Origin of the sequence: Paraburkholderia flagellata (assembly GCF_021390645.1) — a bacterium.
GTDB classification, from domain to species: Bacteria; Pseudomonadota; Gammaproteobacteria; order Burkholderiales; family Burkholderiaceae; genus Paraburkholderia; species Paraburkholderia flagellata.
Genome location: NZ_JAJEJT010000003.1, coordinates 120,526 through 139,004, shown reverse-complemented (window position 1 = coordinate 139,004; position 18,479 = coordinate 120,526). Strand labels below are relative to the sequence as shown.

The window sequence follows — 18,479 nt, the reverse complement described above, 5'->3', positions numbered from 1 at the left end:
GCGATCAGCGGCTCACCGCGTCGTTCGCAAAGAAAATGCGCGACTGTGCTCCGCCCGGCACGAGGAACACCGTATAGCGCTGTCCCGCCACGAGCGTGCCCAGGCTCAGCGGCTGGCCCACAGGCTGGCCGCCGCACGCCAGTTGCACCGATAGCGCGACCGGGTTGACCTGGCGGCGCTTGCTCTGCCCCGCGGCCACGCCGTCGAGCAGCACGATGTCGCGGCCCGGCACTTTCAACGCGGGCGTGGCGCACCGCGCATCGAGGTTGTAAAAGCCCACCGAGGCTTTGAGCGCGTTGAAATCGTCCGGTTTTTCGCGGATCGTCACGGCGTGCGTGCCTGTCGTTTTGTCCGCCCCATCGAGCGCGACGATGCTGACGAACTCGCCGGGCTGCACCGTCGCCGACACATCGTGGCGCGTGCTACCGGTCGTCAACGTGCCGGCCACCGGTTTGCCAGCCGCGATCGGAAAGAACTGGCTGGCCGGGTTCGCGGCGTCGAGCGACAGGCGCGCTTTCGACCCGGCCGCGGTCACGTCGACCGGATGCGAACCACCATCGACGAATCGCACGAATGACGAATCCTGCGCGGGCCCGGTCGGATACAACAGGATATCGGCGGCTGCGGCCGGCTGCACCGACAAACCGCAAGCGGACAACGCGAGGCCGGACAGAAACAGACGGGAGAAGCAGTTTTTCGTCATTTTTTCAGACCCGGAACCGAGGGCGAATTCGCCATCGCGTTGACGATAGCCTTGCTCCACGCGGCGTAGCCCACCTGCGTGTAGTGCTCGCCGTCGAGCGTCTGCCACTGTCCGGGTTTGGCGAAGGTGGTGGAATCGATATACGTGCAAGGCGCGACGTTGTTCGCGAGGAACGCGGACAATTCCCTCACCCGGTCGTCGCCCTTGGCGTATTGCCCGCTGTGGCCGCCCCAGCCCGGCCCGACCCAGACGCACGCCGTATGCGTATCGGCGATGGCCCGGGTCAAGCTCGTGACTTCCTGCCACGCCCACGCCTTGGGAAAGGCCGGCTTGTCGTACGAACCCATGGTGTCGCCTTCGACGACCACCACCAGATCGGGTTTGTCGGCGTGGATCAGATCGGCGATGGGCGTCGTGTGCGCCTCTTTGCCCAGCACCGTGGCCGGACGTTTGTCCACCTGATCGGCACCGCAATCGACGGGCGTGCTCTTGAGCCAGCGCGCCGGGCTCGCACCGCACGCGCCCACCACGTGCACGTGCGCGGCGCCCTGCGCCTGCAGGCTTTGCACGAGCGGCTCGCGCAAATGATTGTTCAAGCTCAGATGGCTTTCCCCGATGACCAGCACGGAAAGACCCAACAAAACGGAGGCTGTAGCTGCCATACGAAACTCCTGATCCGGCGCGACCGGATTGCGAATATGAATTAGGGAAAAACGTTCGTTATCCAGACAATCACGCTATTGATCGCTGTAGTGCGACTGGTAAGGCACGACCGGCATGTCCAGCGCCTTCGTCTGCGGAGCGAAGCTAAAGCGCACATAGAGGCCCGCGACCCACTGCCGGTAACTGGACGAGTTGTTGGCGCCCGCGGAGGCCCCGGCGCTCAGATGGTTGCTAAAGCGGTATTCGGCGGTAGCGAGCAGGTTGTAGCCAATGCCGGTCGACGACTGCGCGGGATGGATCGCCCCGTCGGACAATCCGAGCGATGATGCCGCCGTCACGGCAGCCGATTGCAGCGCGCTGTCGGTCGGGAAATACGGCGCGGCGGATTGGTGGTAGTACTGCAAACCGGCCGCGCCCTGCAGCTTGTAGGTCCAGCGCTCCGAGCGCTGCGCCCACGTGAGCGGCACCGTGAATGCATAGAAGCGCTGTGGGCTGAAATAGCCACCGTTACCGTAGGTGAAGTTGTTCTCGTTGTGGTGATAGAACTCGCCGCTCAAGTTCAGGCCCGCGGTCAGCATGCTGTCGGCCGTGCGATGCAAGTACCAGTACACGCCCGCGCCCACTTCGGCGCCCTCGTTGGACTGGACGTTATGCCCGTCCAGATACTTCACGGAACCGTAGCCGTAGACGCCGTAGTCCTGATTGTCGAGGCCGATCGCGCCATGCAGGCCAGTGGCCGTGACGCCACCCCAGCTCAACCCCGAGCGTGCATCGCTCGTGCCTGCGAACGACGTGATGCTGTCGGTCACGGCACGCCGCGAGACGCCCGCGTTGAACCAGCCGCCCTGCGCCGCATCGATGGCGCTCTTGAATGTCGCGCCGCCAACGACATTCGTGTACTGGAAGCCCAAAGGCGTCGTGCCAACGTCAGCCGTCCAATTGCGGGTCTCATAGCCCACGCCCAGGCCGACACCACGCGCGGTCTGCGAAGCTGGAGCGGCAACACTGCCGTTTGCCTGTGCCTGCGCCGCCGCCGGGCCGCCGCCAAACTGGCTGCTGCTGTAGGCAGAGGTGCCGAGCGTGCCGCTATTGAGATCGACAGGCGTCACGCGCAGCGACAGCTTGCCGTTGCCGGCCGGAAGCAGGACTTCCGTGGGCAGTTGCACGCCCGTCAACTGCGATGTGCCGCCAGTACTGTTGTTCGACGTGACGAACAGGCCGCCGCGGATTTCCGGCGAGCGCTGCGAACGGATGTCGTCGAGTTCGCTGCGCATGTCGTCGAGCGAGATGGAGCCGTCCTGAGGCGCGCTCGCAGCCACCGCGTCCTGCGGCGCCTGCGCGCCGATCGGCGTGCCCGCCACGGTCGGCAAGGTGCCCGCCCGGGACGGCGAGCGCGCGGCAGCCGTTGTGGATCCCGTCGAGGCTGACGCTGTCATGGTCGATGCGGAGATCACCGAAGCGGACCCGAGAACGTCCGCCGTGCTCGCCTCCCTGGCGTAGACACCGTCGGTCGCGACGGTGGCCGTACCCTGCGCGGCAAATGGATTCGCGCTCGCCTGGCGCGTCTGCCGCGCCGCGCGACGATGCGTATCGTCGTCGTGCACGAAGGGGTTGCCCGGCACGTGGCCGTCCTGCGCCTGCACGCCCAGGCGCTTTTCCTTGGCGGCGATGGCCGTTTCCAGCAACGCCTGCGCCTCGCGAGTCTTGCCCTGCATGACGTAAATGCGCGCGGCGCCAGCCAGCACGTCGGGATCACTGGGCGCCTTCGCGACAGCTTGTTTCAACGCCGTATCCGCGACGTCGTTCTTGCCGGCCTGCACCGCCGCCATCGCAGCGCCCAATTGCAGGCCCGGATTGTCGGGATCATTAGCGAGCGCTTTCTGATAGAGCGCGAGTGCGTGCTCGTACTGTCCGTCGGCGGCGTACATGCGCGCGAGCGCGGCGGTCGCCAGGCTGTCGTTGGGCCGCTTCGCGAGGATCGGTGCCAGCGTGTCGTAGGCCTGCGCCAGGTCGCCTTGCTGGCGCTGCTGGTCGGCGAGGCGCACAGCGTAGAGGTAGCTCAGGTCGTCCAGTTGACGACGCTGGTCCGCGGTCAGGGTTTCGCCCTGCATTTCGCGGATCGCAAGCTGGGCCTGGACGTTCTGGCCGGTCTTGAGCAGCAGGGTCACATAGGCCAGTTGCACATCCGGGCCGCTGCCCTTCATGCCGTTGGGCATCAGCCCGTGCATCAGGCCCGTCGCGTGCGGCAGATTCCCCGCATCGACATAGGCCGAGGCCAGCGCGCTCACCCTCACCGGATCCTTGCCCGCCGCCGGTTCGAGTCGCGCCAGCATGTTGCGCGCGTCGTCCAGATTGCCGTCGCGCGCCAGTTGCGAAGCTTGCGCCGCCACTGCCTGGAAATCGATCTGCTGCGCCGTGGCAACCATGTTCGGCGTGCGTGCGGCGGCGGGGATGCGCGCCATCGTGTCCTGCGCGCGCGTCCAGTCGCTCATCTGCATCGCCAGCAGCGCGCTGGCGTATAGCGCGTCGGAATTGTCGGGGTTCGAGGCAAGCAGACCGTCGACGAGTTCCCGCGCGGTGTCGGCATGGCCCTGCTGCAACTCGAAGCGCGCCAGTTCCAGACGCAGCCACGGATTGTCGGGATCGGCGCGCTGCGCGTCCTCGAGGATGCGGCGCGCCGCGTCCACATCGCCGCGCTGTTCCGCGGCGTCCGCACGCCCCGAGGCGACGGCGGCTCGCAAGCGCCCCAGTCCGCCGATGCCGGCCTGCTGTTCGGGCGGCATGCCGTCGACCCACTTCTGCGCCTCGTCCGCGCGGCCCGTCTGCGCGAGGATATCGATGAGCCCGCTGACCGCCTCCGCATTGTTCGGACTGCTTGCCAGCACGTCCCTGTAGACCTTTTCGGCACGGCTTAGATCGCCTTGCGCCGCATAGAGGCGCGCCGACGCGTTGCGCCCACCCGGCTCGACGGGATCGAGCCGCAGCGCCTGGTCGAGATCGCGCCGCGCGGTGGCATAGTCGCCCGCGCTCTGTGCGCCTTCGGCCTGATTGACCAGTTGCCAGTAGCGCGCGGAATTGAGCGCCTTGCTCCAGTTCGCAGCCGCACCGTGGTGCGCCGCTGCACGCGATAGCAGCGACTGCGCCTGCGCCAGATCGCCCTGCTGCATGCGCACGAGGCCGAGGCCGCCCAGTGCGTCGGTATCGTCGGGCTTGTCGCGCAGGACGGCGGTAAAAGATTGCTCGGCCGTGGTGATGTCGCCTGCCTTGAACGCGGCGAAACCGCGCGTCAGGCGCGGGTCCATGACCGGCGCGGCAGTGGCGCCGGGCGAGCCAGCCGGGTGCGACGAGACCATCTGATGACGGATTTCGTCGTCGTCGGGATGCAGTTTCAGATAGTCCTCGTACCACGCGCGGTTTTTCGGCGTGGGCGTCACCCAGGTCAGCACGGAGCGCCAGACGTCAGTCGCTGCGCCGCCGATATCGGGACGCGCCGCCAGCTTTTCCAGCAAGGCGACGCCTGCTGCGCGATCGCGTTCGTCGCGCACCTGATGCAGGGCCAGCGACAACGGGACGTACGGATCGTTGGGCATATCGGCATTCAGGCGCGTGAGGCCCTGAACGGCCGCATCGATGCCGCCCTCCGTATAACCGAGATAGGTGTAGTACTCGCGCGCCACGCTGCCTTGCGGCACCTTGCCGCCCAATGCCTTGTCGTAGAGCGCGATGGCAGCCGACAGCGCTTTCGGGTCGTTCTGGTTGACGGCGTCCTGCGCCATCAGGCGCGCCTTGGCGAGCGTGGACCTGGCCGGCTCGACCGCGAGGCGCAAGTCCTGTTCGAGCAAGGGCACGAGGCGGCTGTCGGGCGCGGCCGCGCGCAGCTTGACGAGGTAATCGCTGGCTACAGAAAACTGCCGCTTGCCGACAGCAATCGAACCCATGCCGTAAAGCCCTTCGGGCTGCTTAGGATCAACCATCAGCAGTTTCGACCACGACTGCGCGGCCAGATCGGGCTTGTCGTGCGACTGCCAATAGCGGCCCTGCTCCAGCAGCATTCTGGAAGTGTCCTGTGCCCACACCGTGTGGCCGACCGAGGTGAGCAAAAGACCCAGAATGCAGGCCTGGCTGCGGCTGACTAACATGAACGATCCCTGATCAAGATTCCACGTGCTGCTCGACCTGCAACCGCGTGCTGGCTTCGGCGTCACGCCGGGCCTGACGGCGCCGCAAGAAGACATAGAGGCCTGCTGCGCCCGCCACGAGCGCGACTGCACCCAGCGCCTTGAGCACCGCCTCGAGCGACAAGCCGAGTGATGCGAGCCACCAGTCGAGGCCGCGCCAGAGACCCAGATGCCCGACGTAATAGGTGTGCTCGCCCATGAGCGAATCGACCTCCTGGCCGCGAATGGACACGAGGCTGCCCTGGATGGGCTGCTTGTCGTAGCCCGGCACGCCCAGCAGCGCCGAGACCGCATCCTTCAGGCCTTCGGGCTGATTGCTGACCAGCATCACCACGCTGCGGCCCGCCTCCTTCGGCGACTCGAACCCCGCCAGCACCGCGCTCACGCCCGACCCCGTCCAGGCAAGCGAAAGACGCCCGGGTGCCGTGTCCAGACGCGGATTGGCGTGGATCCACCCGCGCACGCGGCCCGGCAGATCCGAGAGCGAGAACTGCGCCCCATGGTCATACGCTGCGGGCATGTATCGCGCCCAGTCCTTGAGCCAGGCTTGATCGGCACCCGAGGCGATCACGAGCAGGTCCTTCGCCGCTGGCATCGCGTCGATACGCTGGCCGCGCAGCACGGTCACGCCGCGCGCCGGGTAGCCGGTCGACTCGCCCATGCGGCCCATGACGGCCAGATACGTGCTGTATTCCTGCGGCCCCGCATTGGCGCCGAGCACGACGTCCGTCTCGGACAGGTCGGCCATGCGCGTGAACGGGAAACCCGCCTGCGCGAACGCGGCCAGGTTCGGCATCGCGATGTAGTGCGGATACGTCGACAGATCGATCGTCGAATCGGGCCCGATCGCGCCGCGCACGTTGTCGATGATGATGTCGCGGCACTCGCCCTGCTTGATGTAGTCGTACATGTAGCGGAACTGCAGCTGCGTGTTCGGCTGCAGGAGCGTTTGCAGCGGCACTTCCAGTTTCGCCTGACGCGGCAGGCTGCTGTCGGGCAGCACTTCGGCGCGCAGCTTGTCGCCGCCTTCGAGGCGCTCGAGCGGCAACAGCGGAATGGACTTCATGAACTGGTCGCTGACGCTGAACAACAGCGACGAATTGACCATATACGGCTGCGGCGTATAGCGGTAATGCAGGTCGATCGGCACGTTGGGCGCATGCCAGCCGAACAGGTCGGGCGGCACACGCGTAGCGATGCGGATGAGGTCGGGGCTGTAGCCCGACACGCTCAACTGCTTGGTGTCGATCAGTTCACCGAACGACACGGGACGGTCGGTGCGCAGCCAGCGCGGCGCGTCATAGGGTTTGCGCGGCGCGAGATCGGCGAAATGCGTGATGAGCGCGCTCGGGCCCGAAAGCGTCTGGCTGCCTGTTACCAGCGCATCCGCCGCCTGCTTGAGTTCCTTGCCATCGCGGCCCATGACGAGCAGCAGCTTGCCGTTGGGATCGTTCGGGTTGCTGACGATGGCGAGCGTCGGTCCTTGCAGCATTGCGCCGGCGAGCGCCGCCTGCTGCGCGCCTTCCACGATGACGACAGCGTTGCCCTGTGCGGGCACAGTGGAGAGCGACACCGGGAAGTCCGCGCCTCGATAGCTCGCCAATGCGCCGAACCACGACGAGACGGCGCCGGCCGCCTCCAGCGCGGCCGCATCGGGATTGCCTGCGAACACGACCGGCAGGTTCAGCCGGCGGATGTCCTGGCCGTCGAAGAACGGCTTTGGCAGGTGCGCCAGATCGTTGGCCTGCGGCAACGGCTGCGTGTCGATGGTCAGCGTGCTTTCGTTGCTGATGTTGGCCCACAGGCTGGAATGCAGCGGGTCTTCACACTGCGTGGTGTAGTGGCCGATCAGTTGCAGACGCAACTTGCTGTTCGCCGTGAACAGGTACGCCGGCAGCGCGATCGTGCGCTGCAGGCTCGCACCCGCCGTGTCCTTCGGCACCGCGATCGAGGCCGCCACCTGGTCGTTGACCAGCACGTTGATGTGCGAGACATCGGGCAGCAGCGCCGGAGAATACGCGTAACGCAGATTCAGGCGCGCACCGCTCACGACCTGATCGTCGCGCACGCCAACCGGCAGCGTATTGCTGCCGTCGACACCGCGCAGGTTGAGCGCATATTGCGCACCCAGTTGCCGCAACGACCAGGTCACGCTCGACGCCGCAGCTGCTGTGGCCGCAGCGGGCTGCGCCTGTGCGTTGTTGGCGGCATTGCCGCTTGCCGCGTCCTGGGCGTGCGCCGCCGAGGCGAAGATGCAGCCGAGCAGCAGCGCCGGCAACGCCCGCAACGCTGGCTGTACGGTCATGCAACGCGCGAGGCGTGCCCGGGAGATAGCAGGCCGTCTTTTAAACATGAAAACCTCGTCGTCCTTCTTCACGTTGCGATGTCTGGGGGATGTCCAGGTTCAGGCGGTTCAGGGCGCGCCGATGCAGGAGTACGCCGCCGAGCAAACCGATGAGCACGACGCTGACGAGCGTCGCCACGAGCAGCAGCACGATGTGACTCGCGAAGAACCACTCGATGGCGAGCCGAGGCGGTAAGGACCCGATGAAATAGCTCTGGTCCTTGTTCAGCGTGGTGAGGATGCCGTCATTCACGACCACGAGGCTGCCGCCGATCGTGTCGTCGACGCGGTAGCGGCGCGTTTGCAGCGCGTCCGCGACCGCACTGAGGCCGCCCGGCGTATTGCCCGATACGAGCACCACGCTGCGGCCATGCGCCAGCGGCGACTCGAACCCGGCCACCATGCCGTCATGGTCGTCGCTACGATAGAGCGCAGCGATATCGGCTTCGCGCCTCGCTTGCGCCTGACCGCCGGTCAGCTTGTCCGACCACCTGGCGAGCCAGTTGCCAGGCGCCGTGTCCGGGGCGAAGAACCCGCGCGGCAGATCGGCACGCCACGTCTTGAGCAAAGGCTGGTTGTCGCCCGAAGCCAGCACGAGCAAGTCCTTGTGGCGCAGCGCTTCGACCTGAGCCGGATTGCCCACCGTCACGCCCAGCACCGGATAACCGGTGGCCTGACCCATGCTGCCCATCAGCGTCAGATACGCGGAATAGTCGTCCGCGACCGGCTGTGTCGGCAGGATCACCGCGGTTTCGGACAGATCGGCGAGGCGCGTGAACGGAAAGCCCGCGTTGACGAAAGCGCCCAGATCCGGCATGGCCGTGTAACGCGGCAACTGCGAAATGTCGATCGTCGAAGTCGGATCGATGGCGCTCAGCAGCGGGCCGCCGGGCACGTCCTGCCAATGGTCCTTTGTCTTGACGGCCTCGTAGCGATAGTCGAATTGCAGCGTCGTCAACGGCGGAAGCAGATACGTAGGAATACGAATCACGGCATGGCCGTCCGACGCGTCGCCAGCGAGCGGCAATGCTGCGAGCGGCGTGTTGCCCGCCAGCACGTGCAGCTCCGAATGCCTGGACTCCGGGCGCGCTGTATAGCGATAACGCAGATTCAGCACCGCACCGGCGTTGTTGAAAGCGAACAAGCCCGGCGGCAGGCGCAGGTCCACATCGATCGCGCCGGGACGCAAGCCCTGGATCGTGAACCGGTCCGCCGGGAGCAGTTCGCCCAGCTCCACCGCGCGGTCGCCAGGCAGCCAGTTCGGTGCGTCGAAAGGCTTGCGCGGCGCCACGGAAACCGGGCCGTCGATGCGCACCTGAGGGCCGGCAAGTGTCTTCGCGCCCAGCACCAGCGCCATTGCCGCCGTGCGCAGTTGCGGCTCGTCGCGGCCCATGACCAGGAGCACCTTGCCGTTGGGGTCGTTGGGGTTGGGCACGATCGCCAGCGTCGGACCGCTCGGACCGTCCATCGCGAGCGGGGCAAAGCCCAGGCCCGGCAACTCGTCGTGCAGCGCCAGTACGACGGCATGGCCATGCGCGGGCACCGCGCCGAAGCTTGCGGAAAAGTGCGAGCCGCGATAACCCGCCTGCGCGCCCAGCCACGAGGCGACGATCCCCGCGGATTCGAGGCGGCCCGTTCCCGGGGTGCGCGGCAGCACGACCGGCAGGTTCACCCTGCGCACGTCGCGCGCATCGAAAAACGGCGCGGGCAGTTGCGACAGGTCGCTAGCGAGCGCTGCGCTCGCCACGGTCAGTTCGAGCGCGCTCTGCGGGCTGGCCTTCAGCCACAGGTCGGGACTCAGCGGATCATTGCCCTGATCGCTGGCCTTGCTGTGAGCAATCAACTCCAGGTTGAGATGGTTGAACTCGGTGAGCAGCGAAACCGGCAGATCCACTGTCACTTGCGTCGACGTGCGCGGCGCGGGTTCGGGCAACGCAATCGTCGCCCCCACCACGCTGTTGAGCAGCACATTGAGATGCGAGAGCGTGGGAAGCAACGTGGGCGAATAGCGGTAGTCGAGCACGAGGCGCGCGCTGACCACGCGCTCATCGCGGCGCAAACCGAAGTCCATGCCGCCATAGGCGTCCTCGCCGAGCAAGGTCAGCCCCTGGCCAGCGTTTTGCCGCAGTAGCGGGATGCGGTAGGTATAGGTGTCGGCCGAGTCGGCGGCGGCTGGCTGCATGGCCTGAGGCGATGGCAAGGCCACGGCCTGCGAGGCGAACGTCGGCGCCGATACGCCGGGCGCGATAGGCGCGCTTGCGGCCAGCGCAACGTTGGCGCCGAGCGCGAGCGCGGCGAGCACCGAACCCCACAGCGGCGCCAACCGGCGCGTGCGCGCCAGTGCGCGCAAAGGCGTGAAATTGGCGTGACTCACGATTGCTTCGATCCCAACTCGCTCGCCTGCGCTTCGGCGGACCGTGCGAGACGCTCGCGTCCGCCCAGCAACAGATGGCGGAACAACTCCTTCAGGCCGCGCATGCCGACACCGAGTACCTCGAACAGGCTGCGCAACGGCCGGTCGGGACGATAGCGGCCCCAGGAGGCGATCCAGCTATCGGCGCGCGAGAACGTCACGCGCATCAGGTCGCGTTCCTGATCGATCGTCAGGGCCGGGAAACTCACGCCCACCGTGCGGCCGCGGCACACCTGCACCTCGGCTGGGAACTTGCCCTCGTAGTCGTCGCGAAAGACGGAGACCACGACGCGCTCGCCGCGCTGCGGCAGTGGCGCGTCCTCGGGCAGCACCAGCCCCAGGCCGCCTTGTGAATAGTCGCTGGTCTGGCAGACGACGTGTCGCCCGTCGGCCAGACGGATCGCAGCCGGCAACTCGATCTGCACGCGCGGCGTGAGGCGCAGCTGTTTCGACTCGGACGCCACGCCTGCCGCCGCGCTCAGATTCATGACGTTGTAGATCACCCAGACCAGGTTGAACAAAATACTCATCGCCTCGGGCCAGCCGGGGCTGCGGATCAAACCGGCCACACCCACCGCGAACCCGGCAAGATTGATGAGCAGCAAGCCGATATAGGGCCGCGCCATCGCCCAGTCCAGGAAGGACTGCCGGATCACCCCGCCCTTCGATGTCACGTTGAAGCTTCTGCTGCCAGGAAACAGCACGGCCTGCAGCGCGGGCAGAATCACGTACCACGCCAGCACCGTTTCGTAGACCTCGCTCCAGAACGAATGGCGAAAGCGTCCTTGAATGCGCGAAGCGCCGATGCTCGAAATCACGAGATGCGGTACGACATAGGCCAGCACCATCAGCGCCGACGCATGAAAGACATGCGCGCCGAAGAACAGGAAGGCCATGGGAGTGATCAGGAACACGATGCGCGGCAGGCCAAAAAAGAAGTGCATCATCGCGCTCAGGTAGCACAGCCGCTGTGGAATCGTCAGCCCCGAGATCAATAGCGGGTTGAACTGGCGGAAGATCTCCGCCATGCCGCGCGCCCAGCGAATCCGTTGACCGATGTGCCGGCCCAGGCTCTCGGTGGCCAGACCCGCCGCCTGAGGAATGGCGAGGTAGCCCGTGTTGTAGCCCTTCATGCTCATCTTGAGCGCGGTCAGCGCATCTTCTGTGACGCTTTCGGTCGCCACGCCGCCCACATCGTCGAGCGCGGAGCGTCTCAACACCGCGCAGGACCCGCAGAAAAACGCGGCGTTCCAGAGATCGTTGCCGTTTTGCAGCACGCCATAGAACAGGTCGCCCTCGTTGGGCACCTTTCGGTAGGTTTCCAGGTTCCGCTCGAACGGATCGGGCGAATAGAAAACGTGCGGCGTCTGCACCATCGCCATCTTCGGATCTTTCAGGAACCAGCCCATGCAGACCTGCAGAAACGAGCGCGTGGTGACGTGATCGCAGTCGAACACGGCGATATATTCGCCGCTCGTTTTCGCCAGCGCCGCGTTGAGGTTGCCCGCTTTAGCATGCGTGTTGTCGGGTCGCGTCAGATAATCCACGCCGGCCTGCTCGCAGAATGCCCGGAACTCGTCACGACGGCCGTCGTCCAGTACGTACACGCGCAACTTGTCGGCCGGCCAGTCGAGCAGCGTCGCGGCCAGCACCGACTGCCGCACCACGTCGAGCGGTTCGTTGTAGGTGGGGATGTACACGTCCACCGTGGGCCACGCCGAGGTATCGGCCGGCAGCGGCGCAGGCCGGCGGTGCAGCGGCCAGAGCGTCTGGAAGTAGCTGCACAGCAGCATGAGCACCGCGTAGCCTTCGGCCAGCAGCAGCAGATAGCCGAAGGTCCTGTCCAGCGAGTTGGTGAAGGACAGCGTCTGCGTCACGCGCCAGTACAGGTAGCGCAACGACATGAACACCGACAGCGCCACCAGCGACACCGTGAGGACGCGGCCGCGAATGCGGCTCAGCGCGATCGCGACGCCCATGCAAAGAATGGCGAACGCCCACTGCTTCGACAGGGCCAGGTGGACCGTCATGGCGAACACGAACAACAGCACTGCCACCAGCGTCACGAGCACGCGCGACCAGCGCGACGCAAGAAGCGCCGCGCCCGCTTCCAGGAGTTTGTCGTCCCAGTTTCCGGCATCGTCACTTTGCCCAGCGCCGGCGGATGATCGTTGCGGCTGCATCGATTTCTGTTTGACGATCATGACGCCCCGCCTTGCGCGACATCGCCGCGAGGCTCATTGCGTTCCATGAGGCGCGCAAACACACTGCTCAACGCGGCAGACTGCTGCGCAGCGACGACCGGCTCGGGCATGGATTGAACGACAGGCTGCGCGGGGGCGGCCTGCTCGACAGGGGGAGGTTCTGAAGCGGCGGCGGGAATGCAGCACGCTATCGGCAACTGCGGCAACTGCGGCAACTGCGGCAACTGCGGCAACTGCGGCAACTGCGGCAATTGCGGCTGCTCCGACTGGGGCGCGTCGGGTAATGAATCAGTCGTATCGGGAACATCGGCCGAATCAGCGGCGGCGTCCTGCGCCAACGCCACTGGCGCGGGCGCAACGGGCTCCGGCTCCGCCGCGTTCAGCACGGACCAGCGCCCGCGCAGACCTTGCATCTGCTCCGCCCTTTCTACTTCCTGGTACTGCGAAGGGCTTGTGTCCACTACCTCGAAAAGATTCGCAATGTCCGATGCACTGCTCATGCCCCGACCCCGTAGTATTCGTTGTGCTGTCTACCAAAGTGCTTCTTGCACGCAGCACGTTTTGTGTTTTTTAGTGTCCTGCCAACCTGCCGACCTCTACTTACCGAACAGGAAAACCATCGTTCCCGACGCATCCGCAGGACTTGCCGTGGTCATTCGCAGCTGCGAATCGGCGCCCAACTGGTGCATCCATGCTTCATAGGCGCCCTCGAGGAAAGCCCCGGCCCAAGTCACGTTCTCCGCGCCGAATACGGCCTTGAGCGGCGCCTGGTAGTGCGTGAGCACCAGCCAGTCCTGAGCCTCGCGTATCTCGACCTGGCCCCAGCCCAGCTCGCCCCAAACCTGATTCATGGCCTCGCGCATCGCGGCCACGGTGCCCGCCTCGGCAAGCGCATATTGACGGGCGAATTGGCCGCCCGCGGCACGCATGAGCTGGGTCAGAAACCTGGGCGTCAGGTTCTGTGTCAACTCTTGCGTGAGGAACGACACGAACGGACGCCATTGCGGTGCTGGCATGGAATTCATCACATAGTCATGCGCCCGGAAAGGAGGCGCATAGGGTCAACAGAACTTGCAGAAGCGGCCAGGTCACCACCCGTGCGATGACCGGCGTCAAGCGCAGGCATTCCTTGCAGGTGATTCCGGAAGAACGTCAGATCAACTGATGCGCGGCGGATTATACGTATTATTCTCGCCGTGTTTATTTTTTAATTTGTCTGAATCACTCAATTTGTCACGCCTGCGCGACAAATCAAATGCGAAAACGTTTGCGCGAAAAAGGGGCACGCAGATTTAACGCGGACCACACTCATTAGCCTGGACAACAGAAACGAAAACCGGGCTAGCCTCACGTCACTTCAAGGCGAAGCGGCTGCGTTTCTTCGCCCGGCGCACCTGATGCCGATGCAGTATCGCAGTCGTTCGTTTCCACTTCCCCGAATCCGAAAAATGAATCCGGCCGCTTTTGCTTTTATTTCGCGCGTGTATAAATCTGCGTGAATTTGCGAAATGTTCGTGCCAAAGTGCAATTACTGCGAAATCTTCTAGGTGCAAACGTTTGCAGCGCGTTTTCGCGACTGTATGACTGCCGCCGCAATACCCGCGCCAGCAAACGCACACGCGGCGGACACAGCGGCGATGGCGCGCAGCGCATCGATCATGGCGTCCGCTTGCGCGCGCTCCATCAATGTCCCGTGCTGCCCATGGGTGTCGCCCGATCTCGTTCCGCCTCGCTCGTCGGGCTCCAGCAACTGCGCCGTCGCGCGCGCGTCCTGCGGGACGTGTAACGCGTCGAGGCGCACCGATAGCGCTGCGTGATGCGACCACACGAACACGATGCCAAGCACCGCAACCGCCAGCAGGCTCGCCACGCGCGCAACGGCATTGTTGATGCCGGACGCGACGCCCGTGCGCTCGCTCGACACCGAGCCCATCACGGTCGTGGTGAGCGGCGCGACGGTAATCGTCATTCCGAGCCCAAGCACCGCGAGCGCAGGGAAGAATCCGGTCCAATAGCCGCCGCGCACGAACGGCAATGCCAATAGCGTGAATCCGATTCCGGCAACGCACGGCCCAACGGTCAGCAACGCCCGTGAGCCGAAGCGGCTCGTCAATCCGCCGGTGAAGCGCGATAGCAAACCGATGATGACAGGCACCGGCAGTAGCGCCGCACCCGCTTCGGTCGCGGTGTAGCCATGCGCGCGGACCAGCGTGAAAGGCAAGAAGAAGAATGCGCCGCCGAGCCCGAAGTAAAGCAGCAATGTGACGAGATTCGCGCCGGTGAAATCGCGCGAGCGGAACACATCGAGCGGCATCATCGGGCTGGCGCTGTGTGCTTCGATCATCACGAATGCGGCGAGCACGATCACGCCGACGCCAATCGCGCCCAATACGAGCGGATGCTGGAAGCCACGCGCCGACGCCTGCGTCAGGCCGAACGTGAGCGCGGCGAGTCCCCCTGCCGCCGCCAGCGAGCCGGGCCAGTCGAGCTGCCCGGGCGCATCGACCTTATGGCTGTTGGGCACAGATGTAATCGCGAGCGCGATCGTAAGCGCGGCAAGCGGGACATTCAGGAAGAAGATCGCGCGCCACGAAAATGCATCGACGAGCCAGCCGCCCGCCACGGGCCCCACCGCCGACGTGATCGCGCCAAAGCCGGCCCAGGTGCCGATCGCCCGTCCGCGCGCTTCGTCGTCGAACACCGCGCCGATGATCGCGAGACTGCTGGGTACGAGCAGTGCCGCGCCGATGCCTTGCACCGCGCGCGCGGCGATCAGCGCAGCCGCATTCGGCGCCAGGCCGCAAGCGGCCGACGCCAGCGTAAAAAGCGCGATGCCCGCGACAAACACCGTGCGGCGGCCGAGCTTGTCCCCCATCGACCCGCCGACCAGCACGAGGGACCCGAGAAAGAGGAGATACGCGTTGACGATCCATTGCATCGCCGCGACGCTCGCAGCGAGTTCGCTCTGGATGGAAGGCAGTGCGACATTGACGACTGAGCCGTCGATGAACGCCATGCTCGAGCCCAGAATCGTCGCCGCGAGCGCGAGGCGCTTGCGCCGGCACGGACGGTCGACTGTGGTGGGTTGCGTGCGGATAACGAGTTCGTCGCACGGGGTCGCCTGCGCAGCGACGACGTGCGCGCCCTTCAGCTCGCTTTCAACAAGATCCGGGTTGGCCAAGTTAGCTCCCGCGTGGATCGACGATGACTAGAGTCTGTTGATGCCAGGGGCGCCAGTCAACCCAGGAAAGCGCATACCTGTGCGCCGCGCATCACCGTGCGCACGCGATCCAGATCAGACTGGTATATATCGATCTGCTCCACGGCGCTGCGCCGTCCCCATTTCGCCACACGCTCATGCGCGAATGGCCTGAATCTTTCATGACGCGCCTTTACACATCCCGCATGTCGCGTTGCCCGCTGTTACCACATCCGCTGTTGCCAAATCTATTGGCACATGTGTTGGCCCTTCTCGCCGCCGCGCTGCTATCCGGCTGCGCGATGGTGCGCGTCAACTCGCTCGGTCCGCAGCAGTACTTTGCCATGCGTCGCGGAGATATTCTTTCGACCGGCCAGTTGAGCGCGGCGACACAGGCCACGTTGCGCGTTGCGGCCCTCGACGAAGGTTCGTGCCAGAGCGCGCCGCAAGCGTGTATCGACACGATCGCAACCGTCGGTGGACTCAATATCGACCAGCGCCTGGCCAGCCTCGCGGAGTTATCGCTCCAGATGGCGCTTGCGCAAACGCCGCCTGCCGGCACCGGCTGGAGCGACGCTCAATTCGATTCGTGGCTCAAGACAGCGCGATACGCGTACGCCTTTCTGTTCTTCGGTCAACGCACGGCAGGCGAACGGGCATTCGAGGATCGTCAGACGCAGGTTCGCGACTACTACAACTATGCGGTCCAGGAGCTTGCCGGCGCGCTGTTCTTGCGCAGCGCGCATGAAACGAACACCAGCAACCGCGATCCGGAAAAGCAGTTCATAGCAGGCTGGACCATTCATATCGACCTGCGAGAAGTCCGGCTGCCCGAGGGTGTACGCGAACTCAGCGAAGTCATTCCGGCCGCGGGACTGTCATTCGCGGGACTGCACAATATCTATCGGCGCGACGGCCTGGGCGCGGAACTGGTTGCGGTCACGCAAGCCGCCGCGCCCGACCCAGCCAGCGATACTGAAAACAGCGCGCAAAACAGCGCGGCAACTGCCGAAGGCAATGCGAATTCGAACGCAGCCGCCCCCATCTGGTTCGCCCCCGGCACGCGTGCGTTCAATGAAATGCCCTCGCCGAACGTCACAGCACTGCTGTCGTTTGGCGAGGGCACGCTCGAGCAAGTGCTCGATTCGCACAACGTGGTCTTCTCCGCCTACGATCCGTATCGCGTAGAGAGCGTGGAGTTGAATGGCCAGACCGTGCCGCTCGCGGCCAACTTCAGTGCGGGCTACGGCATCTGGCTCGCACGCTCCGGTTTTGCCAGGCAGTCCTTGCGTTCGCTGCTCGGTCGCACGCGGGGCATCGATCGTCCACGCATTTACATGATGCAACCCTTCGACCCGGAGCGGCGCATCGTTCTGATGCTGCATGGATTGGCCAGCAGTCCCGAGGCATGGGTCAACGTCGCCAACGACATTCAGGGCGACGAAATGCTTCGCGAGCATTTCCAGGTCTGGCAGGTCTACTATCCGACCAACGTGCCCATTCTCGTGAACCTCGCGAGAATACGCCAGGCAGTGCAGCTGACGCTCGCGCATTTCGATCCCGCAGGCGAGCTGCCCGCTTCGAACGGCATGGTGCTGATTGGGCACAGCATGGGCGGTGTACTTGCCCGGCTGCTCGTCTCTTCTTCCGACGATGTGCTATGGGTCACCATCCGCGACAACTACCTGCCCGAAGGCGTCGACATCGTCCGCGACGACGAGCGGCTCAATCGACTGCTGCGTTTTACGCCAATGCCACAGGTCGAGCGTGCGATCTTCATCGCCACGCCACACCGCGGCACGCCGTTCGCGAGCAATCGACTTTCCCGCTGGGTCGCCAACCTGGTGCGCTTGCCGCTCGCGCTGTTGAAGGAACTCGACGAGATGCTGCAGACCGCCACCAACGCGGATAGCACCCAGAGGGCGGGAAAGACCATCGCCGTGCCCAACAGCATTGAACAGTTGCGGGAGACCGATCCCATCATTCAGGCGATTTCACGACTGCCGATCAGCCCAGATGTGTGCTTCCACTCGATTATTGCGAGGCGACGTGAGACGGGCCCGCTCGAGGATTCCGACGATGGGGTCGTCCCCTATCGTAGTGCGCATCTCGATGGCGCGCTCTCGGAAAAGGTGATCGTTTCCGGACATAGTGTTCAGGAAACCCCAGAGGCGATTTTTGAAATCCGGCGCATTCTGCACGAGGATATTGAGGTGTTTGATAACCATGGCGCACCGGATGCCGCTTGCGCACGTCTAAGCGCGAATTGAATCGGCACGAATCTAATCCGCCGCCATTCGCTTTCGTGCGCTCATAAAAGGTCCGGTTGGCTCGCGCGCCGGTGCGAAGCGGTCGAAGCCCACGGGACCAGGCATGTCGATATAAACCGCCTCCATCCCCTGCCGGCTATAGCTTTCATGCCAGAAGCCCGCGCCGCCGCTGTCGCGCAGGAACTCCCCCCACCAACGCGAATGCGGCGCGCCGCGAGTGAAAGCTTCAAGGCTTTCGAGGTCACGCCAATACTGGCGGATACCCACATGATTGAGGGCGAACAGGAACTGCTCGCTCGAGAGCAATCCGGCCGGCGGGTTCAACTCGATTTGCCGCAAGCCCTTGCCGATGCCGAATAAGGTAGCGATACCCCGTAGCCGGCGCACGCGAAAGCCCAGAATGATGACCACGAGATTCGGATAGGCGCTTAGGTCGACGGACCTGCGGGTGACGGAGGCTTGCATGGCGGCTCCAGGCTGCTTACGCTGTAAGCATAGGCCCGAA

At 65.0% G+C, this 18,479-nt stretch carries 11 protein-coding genes; 1 reads left to right on the top strand and 10 read right to left on the bottom strand.

The window, feature by feature from the left end:
- Window positions 1-4: 4 nt before the first annotated feature.
- The 9 genes from L0U83_RS24280 to L0U83_RS24240 all read right to left on the bottom strand — a co-directional run bounded on the left by L0U83_RS24280 (window position 5) and on the right by L0U83_RS24240 (window position 15,686).
- Window positions 5-703 carry a cell division protein FtsQ gene (locus tag L0U83_RS24280; RefSeq protein WP_233886733.1) on the bottom strand — a complete coding sequence of 233 codons (699 nt, stop codon included), beginning with the start codon at window positions 701-703 and terminating at the stop codon, window positions 5-7.
- Window positions 700-1,365: an SGNH/GDSL hydrolase family protein gene (locus tag L0U83_RS24275; RefSeq protein ID WP_233886732.1), complete on the bottom strand. Its 666-nt coding sequence runs from the start codon at window positions 1,363-1,365 to the stop codon at window positions 700-702. The genes L0U83_RS24280 and L0U83_RS24275 overlap by 4 nt, the downstream gene beginning before the upstream one ends.
- A gap of 75 nt (window positions 1,366-1,440) precedes the next feature.
- A complete protein-coding gene (locus L0U83_RS24270; RefSeq protein WP_233886731.1) occupies window positions 1,441-5,505 on the bottom strand; it encodes a cellulose biosynthesis protein BcsC in 4,065 nt (1,354 codons plus the stop codon).
- 13 nt (window positions 5,506-5,518) lie between these two features.
- Window positions 5,519-7,849: a cellulose biosynthesis cyclic di-GMP-binding regulatory protein BcsB gene (gene bcsB / locus L0U83_RS24265; protein ID WP_233886730.1), complete on the bottom strand. Its 2,331-nt coding sequence runs from the start codon at window positions 7,847-7,849 to the stop codon at window positions 5,519-5,521.
- A 40-nt stretch (window positions 7,850-7,889) separates the two neighbouring features.
- Window positions 7,890-10,262, bottom strand: coding sequence for a cellulose biosynthesis cyclic di-GMP-binding regulatory protein BcsB (bcsB, locus tag L0U83_RS24260; RefSeq protein ID WP_233886729.1), 2,373 nt, complete (start codon window positions 10,260-10,262; stop codon window positions 7,890-7,892).
- A complete protein-coding gene (gene bcsA / locus L0U83_RS24255; protein ID WP_233886728.1) occupies window positions 10,259-12,505 on the bottom strand; it encodes a UDP-forming cellulose synthase catalytic subunit in 2,247 nt (748 codons plus the stop codon). The genes bcsB (L0U83_RS24260) and bcsA overlap by 4 nt, the downstream gene beginning before the upstream one ends.
- Complete coding sequence (gene bcsR, locus L0U83_RS24250; protein ID WP_233886727.1) at window positions 12,502-13,005, bottom strand: BcsR/BcsP family cellulose biosynthesis protein; 504 nt, start codon at window positions 13,003-13,005, stop codon at window positions 12,502-12,504. Before bcsR ends, bcsA begins: the two co-directional genes overlap by 4 nt.
- Window positions 13,006-13,101: 96 nt before the next feature.
- Window positions 13,102-13,530 carry a cellulose biosynthesis protein BcsD gene (gene bcsD, locus L0U83_RS24245; RefSeq protein ID WP_505882965.1) on the bottom strand — a complete coding sequence of 143 codons (429 nt, stop codon included), beginning with the start codon at window positions 13,528-13,530 and terminating at the stop codon, window positions 13,102-13,104.
- 518 nt (window positions 13,531-14,048) lie between these two features.
- Window positions 14,049-15,686, bottom strand: coding sequence for an MFS transporter (locus L0U83_RS24240; RefSeq protein ID WP_233886725.1), 1,638 nt, complete (start codon window positions 15,684-15,686; stop codon window positions 14,049-14,051).
- Window positions 15,687-15,964: 278 nt separating this feature from the next.
- Here L0U83_RS24240 and L0U83_RS24235 point away from each other — a divergent pair, with 278 nt between their 5' ends.
- Window positions 15,965-17,974 (top strand): esterase/lipase family protein, encoded by a 2,010-nt coding sequence (locus tag L0U83_RS24235; protein WP_308445085.1) that lies wholly within the window; start codon window positions 15,965-15,967, stop codon window positions 17,972-17,974.
- Between the two features lie 12 nt (window positions 17,975-17,986).
- Here L0U83_RS24235 and L0U83_RS24230 read toward each other — a convergent pair whose 3' ends face one another.
- Window positions 17,987-18,439 carry a monooxygenase family protein gene (locus L0U83_RS24230; RefSeq protein ID WP_233886724.1) on the bottom strand — a complete coding sequence of 151 codons (453 nt, stop codon included), beginning with the start codon at window positions 18,437-18,439 and terminating at the stop codon, window positions 17,987-17,989.
- Between the last annotated feature and the right edge of the window lie 40 nt (window positions 18,440-18,479).